The 15416-nt window shown below is 72.9% G+C and carries 15 protein-coding genes and 1 riboswitch; of the genes, 10 read left to right on the top strand and 5 right to left on the bottom strand.

Annotated features, from left to right (window positions below; genetic code table 11):
• The first annotated feature begins 30 nt into the window (after window positions 1-30).
• The 3 genes from E4U91_RS13390 to sugE all read left to right on the top strand — a co-directional run bounded on the left by E4U91_RS13390 (window position 31) and on the right by sugE (window position 1278).
• Window positions 31-360, top strand: coding sequence for a DUF3618 domain-containing protein (locus tag E4U91_RS13390; RefSeq protein ID WP_137307069.1), 330 nt, complete (start codon window positions 31-33; stop codon window positions 358-360).
• Between the two features lie 43 nt (window positions 361-403).
• Entirely contained in the window at window positions 404-760 is a 357-nt protein-coding gene (locus E4U91_RS13385) for a GroES family chaperonin (protein ID WP_137307068.1), read from the top strand.
• A gap of 71 nt (window positions 761-831) precedes the next feature.
• Window positions 832-912: riboswitch (guanidine-III (ykkC-III) riboswitch) on the top strand.
• A 45-nt stretch (window positions 913-957) separates the two neighbouring features.
• Window positions 958-1278, top strand: a complete 321-nt coding sequence (gene sugE, locus E4U91_RS13380; protein WP_137307067.1) for a quaternary ammonium compound efflux SMR transporter SugE — start codon at window positions 958-960, stop codon at window positions 1276-1278.
• 52 nt (window positions 1279-1330) lie between these two features.
• Here sugE and E4U91_RS13375 read toward each other — a convergent pair whose 3' ends face one another.
• Window positions 1331-3745 (bottom strand): transglycosylase domain-containing protein, encoded by a 2415-nt coding sequence (locus tag E4U91_RS13375; RefSeq protein ID WP_137307066.1) that lies wholly within the window; start codon window positions 3743-3745, stop codon window positions 1331-1333.
• Window positions 3746-3961: 216 nt separating this feature from the next.
• Here E4U91_RS13375 and E4U91_RS13370 point away from each other — a divergent pair, with 216 nt between their 5' ends.
• The 4 genes from E4U91_RS13370 to E4U91_RS13355 all read left to right on the top strand — a co-directional run bounded on the left by E4U91_RS13370 (window position 3962) and on the right by E4U91_RS13355 (window position 7558).
• Window positions 3962-4747 (top strand): ABC transporter permease, encoded by a 786-nt coding sequence (locus E4U91_RS13370; protein WP_137310804.1) that lies wholly within the window; start codon window positions 3962-3964, stop codon window positions 4745-4747.
• Window positions 4748-4835: 88 nt separating this feature from the next.
• Entirely contained in the window at window positions 4836-5600 is a 765-nt protein-coding gene (locus E4U91_RS13365) for an ABC transporter permease (RefSeq protein WP_137310803.1), read from the top strand.
• A 17-nt stretch (window positions 5601-5617) separates the two neighbouring features.
• Window positions 5618-6667, top strand: coding sequence for an ABC transporter ATP-binding protein (locus E4U91_RS13360; protein ID WP_137307065.1), 1050 nt, complete (start codon window positions 5618-5620; stop codon window positions 6665-6667).
• 51 nt (window positions 6668-6718) lie between these two features.
• Complete coding sequence (locus tag E4U91_RS13355; RefSeq protein ID WP_137307064.1) at window positions 6719-7558, top strand: DUF1707 SHOCT-like domain-containing protein; 840 nt, start codon at window positions 6719-6721, stop codon at window positions 7556-7558.
• Window positions 7559-7633: 75 nt separating this feature from the next.
• Here the strand turns inward: E4U91_RS13355 and E4U91_RS13350 are convergent, their stop codons facing one another.
• A complete protein-coding gene (locus E4U91_RS13350) occupies window positions 7634-8980 on the bottom strand; it encodes an SGNH/GDSL hydrolase family protein (protein WP_137307063.1) in 1347 nt (448 codons plus the stop codon).
• Window positions 8981-9175: 195 nt separating this feature from the next.
• Between E4U91_RS13350 and E4U91_RS13345 the strand changes: the two genes are divergently transcribed.
• Window positions 9176-10645, top strand: coding sequence for a DUF445 domain-containing protein (locus tag E4U91_RS13345; protein WP_422070897.1), 1470 nt, complete (start codon window positions 9176-9178; stop codon window positions 10643-10645).
• Between the two features lie 53 nt (window positions 10646-10698).
• Window positions 10699-12222 carry an MFS transporter gene (locus E4U91_RS13340; RefSeq protein ID WP_137307061.1) on the top strand — a complete coding sequence of 508 codons (1524 nt, stop codon included), beginning with the start codon at window positions 10699-10701 and terminating at the stop codon, window positions 12220-12222.
• Between the two features lie 42 nt (window positions 12223-12264).
• On the opposite strand, the gene E4U91_RS13335 is transcribed toward E4U91_RS13340, so the two are convergent.
• Window positions 12265-12714, bottom strand: a complete 450-nt coding sequence (locus E4U91_RS13335) for a hypothetical protein (protein WP_137307060.1) — start codon at window positions 12712-12714, stop codon at window positions 12265-12267.
• 161 nt (window positions 12715-12875) lie between these two features.
• Between E4U91_RS13335 and E4U91_RS13330 the strand changes: the two genes are divergently transcribed.
• Window positions 12876-13838 (top strand): GlxA family transcriptional regulator, encoded by a 963-nt coding sequence (locus E4U91_RS13330; RefSeq protein WP_137307059.1) that lies wholly within the window; start codon window positions 12876-12878, stop codon window positions 13836-13838.
• 87 nt (window positions 13839-13925) lie between these two features.
• Here the strand turns inward: E4U91_RS13330 and E4U91_RS13325 are convergent, their stop codons facing one another.
• On the bottom strand, window positions 13926-14750 hold the full coding sequence (locus E4U91_RS13325) for an inositol monophosphatase family protein (RefSeq protein ID WP_137307058.1): 825 nt from the start codon (window positions 14748-14750) through the stop codon (window positions 13926-13928).
• Window positions 14747-15304, bottom strand: a complete 558-nt coding sequence (locus E4U91_RS13320; RefSeq protein ID WP_137307057.1) for an alpha/beta fold hydrolase — start codon at window positions 15302-15304, stop codon at window positions 14747-14749. Before E4U91_RS13320 ends, E4U91_RS13325 begins: the two co-directional genes overlap by 4 nt.
• Window positions 15305-15416: the final 112 nt, after the last annotated feature.

The raw sequence follows: 15416 nt of genomic DNA, 5'->3' as shown, positions 1-15416 counted from the left end.
ACAGCATCATCGGACTTCGGAGGCCGTACGGTGGCGGACACGTCGGACACCAGAACCCCGGCGCAGATCGAGGCGGACATCAAGCGCCGCCGCGAAGTGCTGGCCGAGACGCTCGACGAGATCGGGGTGCGGGTGCACCCCAGGACCATCGTCGGCGATGCCAAGGCCAAGGTCGTGGCGAATGTCGATCACACCCTCGGACGGGCGTACGTCCAGGTCAACAAGGTCGTCAGCGACGTCAAGGCGCAGTTCGTGGACGAGACGGGCTCACCCCGGCTCGAGCGCGTCGTGCCGGTCGCCGTCGTCGCCGTGGGCCTCGTCGGACTGCTCGTGCTGGGCACCCGGCGCCGCAAGGGCTGACCCGGGCGCGGACGGGACGGCCCGGGACAGGTAGGTTCGAAGCGTGAGCGCCAACGTAAACGAGCACAGCACCCACCACGACAAGCTCCCCATCCGGATGCTGCACGACCGCGTTCTGGTCCGGCAGGACACCTCCGAGGGGGAGCGGCGTTCCGGTGGCGGCATCCTGATCCCCGCCACGGCGGCGGTCGGCCGGCGCCTGGCCTGGGCCGAGGTCGTCGCGGTGGGGCAGAACGTACGGACCGTGGAGCCGGGCGACCGGGTCCTGTTCGACCCGGAGGACCGGGCCGAGGTCGAGGTGCGCGGCGTCGCGTACGTGCTCATGCGCGAGCGCGACCTGCACGCGGTGGCCGCCGACCGGTTCGAGGGGTCGGAGGACTCCACGGGGCTGTACCTCTGATCGCCGTACCTCTGGTCCAGAGGACGGGAAGGGCTGGTGACGGTTGTCACCAGCCCTTTTTCTCGTGCCTTTGCTAGCTTCGGAGGAGGTCGCCCGACGAGACGCGCCGTACCGGGTCCCCCTCGCGAGGGGAGAGGCAAAGACGACGCACCCCCGCCGCGCACGGTGCGCGGTCGTCGTCCTCGGAGGTGCCCGTCATGGCCTGGATCCTGCTCGTCGTCGCCGGCCTGCTCGAAGTCGCCTGGTCGATCGGCATGAAGTACACCGACGGCTTCACCCGGCTCGTCCCGAGCCTGTTCACCGGCGCCGGCATCGTCGCCAGCATGCTGCTGCTGTCCTACGCGGCGCGCTCGCTGCCGATCGGCACCGCCTACGGCGTGTGGGTGGGGATCGGCGCCGCCGGGGCGGCCGTGCTCGGCATGGTGGTGCTCGGGGAGCCGGTCACCGCCGCCCGGATCTTCTTCGTGTGCCTGCTGCTGGTCGCCGTGGTGGGCCTGAAGGCGACCAGCGGCCACTGAGCAGCGGCCTTCGAGCCGTGGCCGCTGAGCCGTCGCCCGCCCCGCCCGCCGGCTACTCCCGGCGGGCCGTGCCCTGCGGCAGGATCGCGCCGGTCGTCCCGGTGCTGCTGGGTGTGCTGCCCGTAACGCCGCCGGTGTCACCGGAGGTGGAGCCCGTGGTGTTCCCGGTGTCGCCGCCGCCGGTGTCGCCGGACGTGGTGGCTCCCGTGGTCGCGCCGCCGGTGGGGCTGCTGGTGGTGCCGCCGGTGCCGGGCCCGCCGTCGGTGCCGCCGCCGGTGGTCGTCCCGCCGTGGGAGCCGCCCCCGCCGGTCTGGCCCTGCGTCCGCCCCTGGTCGCCCTGGCCCTGCGAGGCCCGGCCGGACGGCGTGGCGCTGGTCTCCTGGTCGCCGGTGGGCGAGCTCTCCGAGGGCTCGCCGGACGGGTAGGCCGTCTCCTCGGACCCCTCCTGGAGCTGGAGGTTGAAGTCGTGCGCCGGGGTGTCCTTGAGGGCCTTGCGGGTGAACTGCGCCCAGATCTCGGTGGGCGCCCCGCCGCCGTTGATCCGCTGCAGGCCCATCGCGCCGTACAGGGGCTTGTGCGCGGCGGTGACCGGGTCCTGGCCCATCACGGCGACGACGGTGGCGAGGTCGGGCGTGTAGCCGGCGAACCAGGCCGCGGTGTCCTTCTCCGCGGTGCCGGTCTTGCCCGCGGCCGGGCGGCCGACGGCCTGGGCGGCGGTGGCGGTGCCGTTCTGGACGACGCTGCGCAGGATCGAGGTGGTGGTGTCGGCGGCCTCACGGCTGACCACCTGGGAGGTCTTGCGGCCGGGCAGCTCGACGACGTCCTTGCCGTCCTTGGTGACCTTGTCGATCAGGGTGTACGCGCCGTGCCGGCCGTGGTTGGCGAGCGTGGCGTACGCCTCCGCCATGTCGAGCACGCTGGCGGTGGCCGTGCCGAGCGCGATCGACGGGTACGGCTGGAGGTCGGGGGTGGCGGTGGGCAGGCCCAGGTCGATCGCGGTCTGCTTGACCTTGGCGGGGCCGACGTCGACCGCCAGCTGCGCGTACACGGCGTTCACGGACTTGTCGGTGGCTTCCCGCACGCTGATGTCGCCGTAGGAGTGCTGGTCCTCGTTCTCGGGGGCGTAGCCGCCGCCGGTCCAGCCCTGCACGGGGCGCTCGTTGGTGCCGTCGTAGACCGTGTTCGGGGTGATGGGGCGGCCGTCCTGGGTCTCGGAGTCGTGCTGGACGGCCGCGGTGAACACGAACGGTTTGAAGGTCGAGCCGACCTGGAAGTCCCGGCGGGTGGCGTTGTTGGTGTACTGCTTGACGTAGTCGATGCCGCCGTACATCGCGAGGACCTTGCCGGTCTTGGGCTCGACGGCGGCACCGCCCGCGCGGACGTAGCCGTCGACCTTGCGGCTCTTCTTGTCCAGCTTGGACATCAGCTTGTCGTTGACGGCGTCGACGAAGGCGTCCTGCTTGCTCTTCTCCAGCGTGGTGGTGATGCGGTAGCCGCCGCCGTCGAGCTCGGCCTCGGTGACGATCTTGTTCTGGGTGAGGTGGTCGCGGATCGCGCGCACGATGTAGCCGCGCTGCCCGGACATGCCGGTGTCGGCGGCGCTCTCCTCGCGCGGGGTGGGGAACGCGGTGCCCTGCCGCTTGGCCTCCGCCAGCCAGCCCTTCTTGACCATGCCGTCCAGGACGTAGTTCCAGCGGGCCTCGGCGGCCGCCTTGTTCTCCGGGTGCGCGATCACGTCGTACTCGCTGGGCGCGTTGAGCAGGGCGGCCAGGTACGCGCCCTGGGGGGCGGTGAGTTCGCGGGCGTCGACGCCGTAGTAGGCCTGGGCGGCGGCCTGGATGCCGTAGGCGTTGCGGCCGAAGTAGCTGGTGTTGAGGTAGCCCTCCAGGATCTCGTCCTTGGGCTGCTCCCGGTCCAGCTTGATGGAGATGAAGAACTCCTTCACCTTGCGGGTGACGGTCTGCTCCTGCGCGAGGTAGTAGTTCTTCACGTACTGCTGGGTGATCGTCGAGCCGGACTGCTTGCCCTTGCCGGTCGCGGTGTTCCACCCGGCGCGGATCATGGCCTTGGGGTCGATGGCCGACTCGGTGTAGAAGTCGCGGTCCTCGGCGGCGAGCACGGCGTGCTGGGCCTCCTTGGAGATCTGCGCCAGGGTGACGTTCTCCCGGTTGACCGCGCCGTCGCGGGCGATCTCGGTGCCGTCGGCGTACAGGTACACGTTGGACTGCTTGGTGGCGAGCGCGTTGGCGTCCGGGATCTTCACCATCGAGTAGCCGACGAAGAACAGGCCGACGACCAGCAGGGCGCCCACCAGGACGGTGCCCAGCACCATCCGCCAGGTGGGCAGCGCCCGCCGCCACCCGGTGCGCTTCGGCCTCTTCCCGCCGTTCCCCGCGACCTGAGCCGCCGGTGGCTCGTCCGGTGCCCCGCCCTCGGTCGGCTGCTGCGGCTGCGGCTCGTCACTCATGTGTTGCACGGACTCCCGTTGTCGCGTCGTACGTTCCCGTACGCCTCGTACGCCTTTTGCGCCCCCTGCTAGAGACTGTCGCACCCTGCGTTCCGTTCCCGGCAACCGGCACGCGTTGTGCTCGGAAAATGCGTGGCACGCCACTTCCGGGGCCCGCTAGGGTCCCTTGCTTCGGTGTCGGCGCGCGGAAAGGCGGTTGCCGTGGGATCGGCGCGGTTGTACGCGGCCGTCGCGGCGGGGGGATTCAGAAGGTACGCGACCTACCGGGCGGCCACGGCCGCCGGGGTGTTCACGAACACCGTCTTCGGCCTGATTCTCGTGCACACCTACCTCGCCCTGTGGGACGAGCGGCCGCACCTGGGCGGCTACGACCAGGCACAGGCGGTCACCTACGTGTGGCTCGGGCAGGCCCTGTACGCGACGTTCGCCATCCAGGGCGGCGGCGTGGAGAAGGACCTGATGGCGCGCATCCGCACGGGCGAGATCGCCATCGACCTGTACCGCCCGGCCGACCTGCAACTGTGGTGGCTGGCCACCGACTTGGGCCGGGCACTGTTCCAGCTGCTGGGGCGCGGGGTGGTCCCGTTCGTGGTCGGCGCGCTGTTCTTCCCGATGGCGCTGCCGCGCGACGCGGGCACCTGGGCGGCGTTCGTGGTCGCGCTGCTGCTGGGCCTGGTGGTCAGCTTCGGCATCCGCTACCTGTTCGCGCTGACCGCGTTCTGGCTGCTGGACGGCCAGGGCGTCAGCCAGGCGATGATGATCCTCGGGGTCTTCTGCTCGGGCATGACGCTGCCGCTCAACGCGTTCCCCGCGGGGTTCGGCGAGGTGCTGCGGGCGCTGCCGTGGGCGGCCCAGGTGCAGGTCCCGGCGGACGTGCTGATGGGCGAGGCGTCCTGGGCGGGCGCGTTCGCCTTCCAGGCGGCGTGGGCGGCGGCCCTGCTGGGCGCGGGCCGCCTGGTGCAGGCGGCGGCGACGCGGCGGGTGGTGGTCCAGGGTGGCTGAGCACACTGCGGCCGTCCGGCCCCGGCCGCCGGAGCCGGGCGGCTCCCGGTTCACCGAGGTCCTGCGCACGTACCGGCTGGTCGCGGGCATGTGGATCCGCTCCACGATGGCCTACCGGACCTCCTTCGCGCTGACGGTGGCCGGCAACCTGCTGGTCACCGGCCTGGACTTCGCGACGATCCTGCTGATGTTCGCGCAGGTCGACTCGCTCGGCGGCTGGTCGCTGCCCGAGGTGGCGTTCCTGTACGGCGTGTCGGCGACCGCGTTCGGGGTGGCCGACCTGGTGCTGGGCTCGATGGACGTGCTGGGCGGCCGGATGCGCGACGGCTCGTTCGACACCCTGCTGGTACGGCCCGCGCCGGTGCTCGCCCAGGTCGCCGCCGACCGCTTCGCGCTGCGCCGCCTGGGCCGGATCACCCAGGGCGTCCTGGTGCTGGGCTGGGGCCTGGCACACGTCGACGCCGACTGGACGCCGGTCAAGGTGCTGCTGCTGCCGGTGACGCTGCTGAGCGGCGCCGCGCTGTTCGGGGCGTTGTTCGTGGCGGGCGCGTCCTTCCAGTTCGTGGCGCAGGACGCGGCGGAGGTGCAGAACGCCTTCACCTACGGCGGGACGACGCTGCTGCAGTACCCGCCGAGCGTGTTCGGCCGGGACCTGGTGCGCTCGGTGACCTTCCTGGTGCCGCTGGCCTTCGTGAACTGGGTGCCGGTGAGCTACGTGCTGGACCGGCCGCTGCCGCTCGGGCTGCCCGCGTGGACGGCCGCCGCGTCGCCCGTGGTGGCCGCGGTGTCCTGCGTGCTGGCGGGGCTGGCGTGGCGGGCGGCGCTGCGGTCGTACCGGAGCACGGGGAGTTAGGGGAGTCGGAGGTGGACATGGACGTGGACGGAGCCGAGGGGCGTGCGGTGGGCGAGCCGGCCGGTGGGGCGTTCGTCGAGGTGGACGGGCTGGAGAAGGTGTTCGCGGTGCGCCGCAGGACCGGGTTCCTGAAGCGGGAGCGGCGCGAGGTGCGCGCGGTGGACGGCATCTCGTTCACCGTGGGCCGCGGCGAGATGGTCGGCTACATCGGCCCGAACGGCGCCGGCAAGTCGACCACGATCAAGATGCTCACCGGCATCCTGGTGCCGAGCGGGGGCCGGCTGCGGGTGGCCGGCATCGACCCCGCGCGTGAGCGCACCCGGCTGGCACGCCGGATCGGGGTGGTGTTCGGGCAGCGCACCACGCTGTGGTGGGACCTGCCGCTGATCGACTCCTACCGCCTGATGCACCGCATGTACCGCATCCCCGACGCCCGGTACCGCGAGAACCTCGACCGGCTCGTCGAGCTCCTCGGCCTCGGTGACCTGTTGGACGTGCCCGTGCGCCAGCTGTCGCTGGGGCAGCGCATGCGCGGCGACATCGCGGCGGCCCTGCTGCACGACCCCGAGGTGCTGTACCTGGACGAGCCCACGATCGGGCTGGACGTCGTGTCCAAGGCCCGGGTGCGGGAGTTCCTGCGGGAGGTGAACGCCGAACGCGGTACGACGGTCCTGCTCACCACGCACGACCTCCAGGACATCGAGCAGCTCTGCCACCGCGTGATGGTCATCGACCACGGGCGCCTGATGTACGACGGCGCGCTGGCCGGCCTGCACGAGGCGGGGGAGAGCGAACGGACCCTGGTGGTCGACCTGGAGCGCGAACTGCCGCCCGTGCGGGTGCCGGGCACACGGGTCGTCCGGGTGGAGGGGCCCCGGCAGTGGCTGGCCTTCCCGTCCTCCGCGTCGGCGGCGCCGCTGGTGGCGCGCGTGGCGTCCGAGTACCCGCTGGTCGACCTGTCGGTGCGGGAGCCGGACATCGAGACGGTGATCGCGAAGATGTACGCGGAGCGCAGTGACGACCGCGGCGGCGGCGCGGGCGTGAACACCGGGGGAGCGGTTCGCTGACGGCCCCCGCGCTCCATGGCCCCGGGCGCGGCGACCTCGTAGGCTGCTGCCATGACCGACGACGCAGCGGACGCGGCCGGAACGACCCCCGACCTACGGGCCTCCGACGCCGACCGGGAACGGGTCGCCGAGGTACTGCGCGACGCCGTCGCCGAAGGCCGCCTGGACATGACCGAGTTCGAGGAACGGCTCGACGCGACGTACAAGGCGCGCACCTACCGGGAGTTGGCGCCGATCACCCATGACCTGCCGGTCGCGGGGGTCACCCCGCCGCCCGTGGTGTCCCTGCACAAGGACCCCGTGCCGGAGGGGAGTTGGGCCGGCCGTGTCGTCGGCGGCGCGGACTCCGGGGCGGCGCCGTGGGCCGTCGCCGTGATGTCCGGCTTCGAGCGCAAGGGGCGCTGGGTCGTGCCGCGCCGCATGAACTGCGTGGCCTTCTGGGGCGGCGGCGAACTCGACCTGCGCCAGGCGGACTTCTCGGCCGGCGAGGTCGAGATCAACTGCGTGGCCGTGATGGGCGGCATCCAGATCACGGTGCCGCCGGGCGTCGAGGTCGTCGTCCGCGGCATCGGCATCATGGGCGGCTTCGACCACCGCGAGGCCGGCGTCCCGGGCGACCCCGGCGCACCCCGGGTGATCGTCACGGGCGTCGCCTTCTGGGGCGGGGTGGGCATCGAGCGCAAGAAGCTCCGCGCGTCCAAGGCGGAGCGGCGGCGGGAGCGGGAGGCCCGCCGGGGGGTGCGCGACGATGCCCACGGCGCCGTTCACGGCGCCCACCGGCGGATGCTGGAGGACCATCGGGACCTGTTGCGCGAGCAGCGCCGGGAGGCTCGTGAGGAGTACCGCGAGGAGCGGCGGGACCGTCGCGACCGGCGGAGGTACGGCGAGTAGTTCTTCATCCGCGGGCGCGTGGGGGCTGGTCGCGCAGTTCCCCGCGCCCCTGGGGTGGGGACCGGCGCCCCCTGTCTACAAGCGGGCCGGCAGTGCCGTGCGCAGGTCGTCCAGGCGTACCGTCCGCGCCATCACCCGGTAGCCCTTGTCGCTCGGGTGCAGGTGGTCCCCCGAGTCGTAGTCGGGCCGGAAGCGGCGCGGGTCGTACGGGTCCCGCAGGGCGGCGTCGAAGTCGGCGACCGCGTCGAACACCCGGCCCTGCCGGATCGCCGCGTTCACCTCCTGCCGTACGCCTTCGCGGGCGTCGTCGTACCCCCGGTGCCCCTCGAACGGCATCAGCGTCGCCCCGACGACCTTGATCCCGTGCGCGTGGGCCCGCTGCACGAGGGTCCGCAGCCCGCCCAGGATCCGCTCGGGGTCGGCCACCTTGGGGTCGCGCAGGATGTCGTTGATGCCGAGGTCGATCACCACGACCCGCACCCCGGGACGCCCCAGGACGTCCCGCTGGAAGCGGTGCAGCCCGCTCTGGTTCTCGGCCGGCCGCCCGGTGCCGTCGGTGAGTACGCGGTTGCCGCTGATGCCCTCGTTGACGACGCCGTGGAGCGGCACGTCGGACCCCGCGTCCACCGCCTCGCGCAGCCGGTCCGCGAGGACGTCGGGCCAGCGCCGGTCGGCGTCCACCGTGGACGTCACCCCGTCGGTGAGGGAGTCGCCGAGCGCGACGACGGTGCCCTCGGCGGCCCGGCCGGACACGTCGAGCGCGGTCAGGTAGCGCCAGCGGTCGGCGCGGTCGGCGACGTATGCCGTCCCGGACAGGTCGGCGGTGTGCTCGCCGTCGGCGAGGTAGTTGGTCTGCCGGGCGTGCGGGTGGGAGGTGACGGGCCCGGACGCGGTGGGGGAGTAGGTGGTCACCAGCACGTCGGAGTCCGCCGGCACGAGCAGCCGCACCGGGTCGCTGGTCACCTCCGCGCCGGCCGGGAGGGTGACCGTGGTGCTCCCGCCGAACGTGACGCGCCGCATGGTCCCGGCCGCCGCGCCCGCCCCGTCCCCGTCGGCCGCGAGGGCGAGCGTGGCGTGGGTGAAGGTGAGCGGACCGGTCCCGTAGAGGTTGGACAGCGTGACGCGGGCACTCGTTCCGCCGACGCTGGTGTGCACGACGTTGCGCACCGAGCGTCCCGCCATCCCGTCGGTCCCGGTGCCGGGCTCCCCGGCCACCGGGGAGGCACCCCAGGTGCCGGTCCAGACGCCGGTCGAGGCGGGGGCGACCCGGTCGCCCCGGCCGGGGCCCGCGCCGCCGCCGTCCCTGCCGGACGCGACGGCACCGGCCTCACCGGCGGACACCCCGGCGTATATGGCGGCGGACAGACCGATAATCAGCGCGGTGATCGCGGACAGAAGGGCATAACCACGACGTCTGGCCATGCGGATGCGTGCTCCTAGGGCGAAGGGGGTCGAAAACCGTGGTGCTGTGAGCCCATGATCGGGCACGAGTCGGGAGGAACCCCGTCGAACACACGGTGGGGTCCCCCGGGCAGACAGACGCCGGGAACTCCTGATCCGTTCCGGGAGTCGGACAGGAGGGGACAATGTGTGCGGGATCACCGAACGGGTGGAGCGATGGAGCGACTGGAGCGACCGGACCCCGCGGCGGCCGGGACCGGCGGCACGGCGGACGGACCGGAGCCGGCGGGCGGGGCTGACACCGGGGCAGCGGCCGGGCCGGCGGCGGGCAGGGCCCGGACCGGGACGGCCGGGACAGGAGTGGCCGGGAGCGGGAGCGGAAGCGGGACCGGGAGGGCCGGGGCGGCGCCGTCGTACCGCACCATGACCGCGTTCACCGCCGCCGACGAGGAGCGCCAGCGGGGCGTGCGGCGGATGAAGCTCACCGCGACCGGGATGCTGCTGTTCGTGGCGCTGGTGTACGTCCTCGCGCAGGTGGCGGAGCACACGGGCGCCGGTGCCTGGGCGGGGTACGTGTCGGCGGCCGCCGAGGCCGGCATGGTCGGCGCGCTCGCCGACTGGTTCGCGGTCACCGCCCTGTTCCGCCACCCCCTCGGCCTGCCCATCCCGCACACCGCGATCATCCCCACCAAGAAGGACGCCCTGGGCGTCTCGCTCGGCGAGTTCGTCGGCGAGAACTTCCTCTCCGAGGACGTCGTGCGGCAGCGGCTGCGCGCCGTCGGCATCGGCAGCCGGCTCGGCGCGTGGCTGGCCGAGCCGGAGCACGCCGACCGGGTGACGGCGGAGCTGGCGACGGCCCTGCGCGGCGCGCTGACCGTGCTGCGCGACTCCGACGTGCAGGCGGTCGTCGGCGAGGCCATCACCCGGCGCGCCGACGCCCGGGAGATCGCCCCCGGCCTCGGCAAGATGCTGGAGAAGGTCGTCGGCGACGGCGGGCACCGGCGGTTCGTGGACCTGGTGGTGACCCGCGCGCACGACTGGCTGGAGCTGCACCGCGACGAGGTGATGGGCGCCGTCGAGGGCGGCGCGCCCGGCTGGACCCCCCGCTTCGTCGACCGCAAGGTGGGCGAGCGCGTCTACAAGGAGCTGCTGCGCTTCATCACCGAGATGCGCGACATGCCCTCCCACCCGGCCCGCGGCGCCCTCGACCGCTTCCTCACCGACTTCGCCTCCGACCTGCAGTCCGACACCGACACCCGGGCGCGGATCGAGCGGCTCAAGGGCGAGGTCCTCGCCCGCGACGAGGTGCAGGACCTGATCGCGTCCACCTGGACCGCCGTACGGAGCATGATCGTGTCGGCCGCCGAGGACGAGCGCAGCGAGCTGCGCCTGCGCGTGCGGGCCGCCCTGCTGTCGCTGGGCGCCCGGATGGCCCGGGAGCCCAAGGTCCAGGACAAGGTCGACAGCTGGGTCGAGGGGGCCGCGGTGCACGTGGTGACCACCTACCGGCGCGAGATCACCTCGCTGATCACCGACACCGTGGCGAGCTGGGACCCCGAGCACACCACGCGCAAGATCGAGGCGCACATCGGCCGTGACCTGCAGTTCATCCGCATCAACGGCACGGTGGTGGGCTCACTGGCCGGCCTGCTGATCTACACGGTGTCGCAGGCGCTCGGCGCGTAAACGATCCGGCCGGGGGCACCCGATGCTCGTTCTTCTCGACGAGGAGGGAGCCCATGGCCACTGCAGGAGCCCCGGCCGGGTCCGGTCGCACCATCACCACGAACATACCCGCGCGTCTGGACCGCCTCCCGTGGTCCCGCTGGCACTGGACGATCGTCATCGGCCTCGGCACCGTGTGGATCCTGGACGGTCTGGAGGTCACGGTCGTCGGCAACATCGCCGGGCGGCTCTCCGAGCCCGGCAGCGGTCTGCCGATCTCCTCCGGCCAGGTCACCGGCATCGCGGCGGCGCTCTACGTCGCCGGTGCCTGTGTGGGCGCCCTGTTCTGGGGCCGGCTGACCGACCGCTTCGGCCGCAAGAACCTGTTCATGATCACCCTGGCGGTGTACCTGGCGGCGACGGCCCTGACCGCCGTCTCGTTCGACGTCTGGTGGTTCCTGCTCTTCCGCTTCTTCACCGGCTTCGGCATCGGCGGTGAGTACGCGGCGATCAACTCCGCGATCGACGAGCTGATCCCAGCCGAGTACCGCGGCCGCGTCGACCTGATCATCAACGGCAGCTTCTGGCTGGGCGCGGTCGGCGGTTCGCTGCTGTCGATCCCGGCCCTGAACACGGACATCTTCCCGGCGAACGTCGGCTGGCGCCTGACCTTCGCCCTCGGCTCCGTCCTCGCCCTGGTCATCCTCCTCGTACGGCGGCACGTCCCGGAGAGCCCACGCTGGCTGCTGATCCACGGCCGGGACGAGGAGGCCGAGGAGATCGTCACCTCCATCGAGCAGAAGGTGGAGGCCGAGCAGGGCCGGCCGCTGGCCCGGCCGGAGGGCGAGCTGACGATCCACCAGCGCAGCAGCGTGACGTTCATGGAGATCGCCCGCACGGTGTTCGCCAAGTACCGCCGCCGCTCGATCCTCGGCTTCTCCCTCTTCATCGGGCAGGCGTTCCTCTACAACGCCATCACCTTCGGCTTCGGCGCGATCCTGACGAAGTTCTTCGACGTGCCGAGCGGCAAAACCGGCTACTACTTCGCCGTCATCGCGGTCGGCAACTTCTGCGGCCCGCTGCTGCTCGGCAAGCTCTTCGACACCGTCGGCCGCCGCGTGATGATCTCCTCGACCTACCTGCTGTCCGGCGTCCTGCTGTTCGGCACGGCCTGGCTGTTCGACCGGGGCTCGCTGGACGCCGTCACGATGACCGCCTGCTGGTGCGCGGTGCTGTTCTTCGCGTCGGCCGGCGCGTCCAGCGCCTACCTGACCGTCTCCGAGGTCTTCCCCATGGAGACCCGCGCGATGTCGATCGCCTTCTTCTACGCCCTCGGCACCGCGGCCGGCGGCATCAGCGGACCGCTGCTGTTCGCCGACCTCACCGACAGCGGCAAGGTCGGCGACACGGTGCTCGCCTTCCAGATCGGCGCGGGCCTGATGTGCGCGGCGGGCCTGGTGGCGGCGTTCCTCGCCGTCAACGCGGAACGCCGTTCGCTGGAGGACATCGCCCGCCCGCTGACGGCGGCGGACTCCAAGCCCCGCGAGACGGCGGGCAGCGGACCGGCGTCGCCGGCGGCGGGGTCGGCACCCGCGTAGGAGTCGGCACCGGCGCAGGGGTCGGCACCGGCGCAGGGACGTCTACGCTCCGGTCGTCGACCCCGGTCGCACGATCATCAGGACCGTCACCGTCGCCCAGAGCAGGTTGAACACCCCGGTGACCATGGCCAGTCGGGCCGTGGCCGCCGGGGTGCCGCCGTTCTCCACGAGCGCCTCCTGCCGGGGCAGCACCAGGACGCCGAGGACGAGGGCGGCCAGCACGGTGAGCACGATGGACACGACCAGCCAGGTGTCGCCGAGCACCCCCATCTGCCCGGCCGTGGCGAACCCGAACACGGGCACGACGACGCCGACGACGGCGTACACCCGGCAGATCCGGTGCAGCAGGCTCAGGGTCTCGGCGGCCCGCGCGTCCTCGGGCGCCGCCAGGGCGCGCCGGGCGGCCGGCGGGAACATGCTGGCGGCGACGGTGACGGGCCCGATCGCGACGATCGCGGCGAGGACGTGGACGGCGAGGAGGAACTTGGTCACGGCCCGAGGCTAGGCGGGCCGTGGATCTTGCGGCAGTGGCGCTCTTGCCACCTTGCGACGGATTCCCGCCAGGGCGGTGACCAGGGGCAGTACCCGGGCGAGCGGTTCCGGGCCACCGGGGCGGCTGTGGCCGGAATCGGTGGACCGCCTACGATCCCGCCATGCACACCGTGGCCGTACTCGCCCTCGACGGCGTCGTCCCCTTCGACCTCTCCGCGCCGATCGACACGTTCGGCTGGGCCCGGCTGCCGGACGGCCGCGAGCCGTACCAGGTGAAGGTCTGCTCGGCCGGCCCGCCCGGCCAGGAGGTGCGCTCGGGGGCGTTCACCGTACGGGCGCCGTACGGCCTGGAACTGCTCGCGGAGGCCGACACGATCATCCTGCCCGGCGTCGCCGCGCCGACCGACCCGCTGCCGCCGGGTGTGGCGCAGGCGCTGTGCGCGGCGGCGGCCGGGGGCACGCGCATCGCGTCGGTGTGCGTCGGCGCCTTCCTCTTCGCGGCCACGGGCCTGCTGGACGGGCTGCGCGCGACGACCCACTGGCTGGCGGCGGCGGACCTGGCGGCCCGCTACCCGAAGGTGGAGGTCGACCCGAACGTCCTCTACGTCGACAACGGCCAGTTCCTCACCTCGGCGGGCGCGGCCGCGGCCCTGGACCTGTGCCTGCACATGATTCGCAGGGACCACGGGTCGGCGGTCGCCGCGCACACGGCCCGGATGTCGGTCATGCCGCTCGAACGGGAGGGCGGGCAGGCCCAGTTCATCGTGCACGACCTGCCGCCGGCCCCGGCGGGCGCGACCCTGGAGCCGCTGCTCGACTGGCTGGAGGGCCACTGCGAACGCGACCTCGCCCTCGACGAGATCGCGGCACGGGCGGGCATGAGCACGCGCACGCTGAACCGCCGTTTCCGCGAGCAGACGGGGACGACGCCGCTGCAGTGGCTGCACCGGGCGCGGGTGCGCCGGGCGCAGCACCTCCTGGAGACGACGGAGTACCCGGTCGAACGCATCGCGTCCCAGGCGGGCTTCGGCTCCCCGACGGCGTTCCGCGAACGCTTCCGCAGAGTGGCGGGGACGAGCCCGCAGGGGTACCGGAGGGCGTTCAGGTCGGGGCGGGGGAGCTGAGGGGTCGCGGTACTCGAACCCGAGGGCAGAGGTGATGAGCCGTGGCACCCGAGCAGTGACCGACATGTGCTTACGCCGCCGGCAACGTCAAGAGTCGCCCAACGCCGCCTCCCACAACCCCCGCATCTCCCCCACCACCCCCGGCGCCACCAGCACCAACGGCCCGTCGTACACCGGGGTCGGGGGGATCGCCACCGCCCCCGCCTCCGTGGCGATCAGGTACGCCGGGAGTGCGTCCACCGCGTGGAACTCGCCGACCGCCGCTGCCGTGGCGCGGCCCGCTGCCACCTGGGTCAGGGAGAGGGCCGTGGAGCCCATGACGCGGGTCGTGCAGTGGCGGGAGGACAGCGCGGCGAGCAGGTGGTCCAGGCCCGGCCAGTGGGCGTGGGCCGCCCATTCCGTCAGGAACAGGTGGCCGGTGAGGGTCGTGTGGTCGGCCGCGTGGGTCGGGGTGCCGTTGAGCCGGGCGCCACGGCCACGCAGCGCCGTGAACGTCTCCCCCCGCCACGGGTCCGCCACCAGGCCCAGCAGCGGTGTGCCGTCGGGGGCCACCAGGCCCAGGGAGAAGGAGCACCAGCCGATGCCGTGGGCGTAGTTGGTCGTGCCGTCGAGCGGGTCGACCACCCAGTACGACGCGTCCGGCGCCGTGCCCCGCTCCGTGCCGTACTCCTCGCCCTGGATGCCGTGCGCCGGGAACGCGCGGTGCAGGGCCTCGCGGACGTACGACTCGATCTCCTCGTCCGTCCTCGTGACGATGTCCGCCGGGCCCGCCTTCTCCCTGACCTCGCGGGCCTCGTCGGGCCCGCGCGGGCGGCGGATCCGCTCCGTGGCCCACTCTGCCACGTCGTGCGCCACCTCCAGCGCCGCGTCCAGGTCGACGTCCGTGCCCCGGTGTCCGTGGTCCTCCGTCATGCGTGGGCCGCGTCCTTCCTCGTCGCCCCCGTCCGGTGCAGGAACATGCTGATCGCCTCGTGCAGCGGATGCGGGTCGTGCGGGGTGGCGTGGTCGGCCCGGAGAGCGAGGGTGGGGTGCGTGTCGCGGACGTCATCCTTCCGGCCTGCGTCGGTGGGCCCGTCCAGGAGGATCAGGGACAGGACCAAGTGGGGCGCGGCACACGCCAGTTCCCGGGCCGTGCGGCCGCCATCCGACCGGGCGATCAACACTGCCGGGGCCAGGCCCAAGTGTCTGAGCAGGGCCGCCGCGTCCGCCGTCGTCGCCGTCCGCCTCGTGTCTGCCGTGGCGCGCCCGCCGTCCCCCTGCGCCTCGTAGCGCACCACGCGCACCACGCGGTGGCCGTCCTCGCAGAGGCGGGCGGTCAGGTCGTCGAAGTCGGTGGCGTGGCCCGTCGGGCCGTCGAGGAGGAGGACCGGGGGGTTCGTCGTGGGGCCCGCCGGGCCTCGGGGCGGCAGGTCCGTGCGGTACGCGATCCGCGTGCCGTCGGGCGTGATCAGGGTTCCTCTGGGCAACGTCCTCAGCCGATCGTCTCGGAGGAGTGCGGAGTGCGGACCGCTGGCCGGCGGGGCACTCAGGGCCGGTCGTGGACCTCGTCCCGCGTACGGTCGTACCGTCCCATACGAG

Origin of the sequence: Streptomyces lasalocidi (genome assembly GCF_005280215.1) — a bacterium.
Taxonomy (GTDB): Bacteria; Actinomycetota; Actinomycetes; order Streptomycetales; family Streptomycetaceae; genus Streptomyces; species Streptomyces longwoodensis.
Note: the sequence above shows the minus strand (reverse complement) of the source record. Positions and strands in the feature narration are given on the sequence as shown.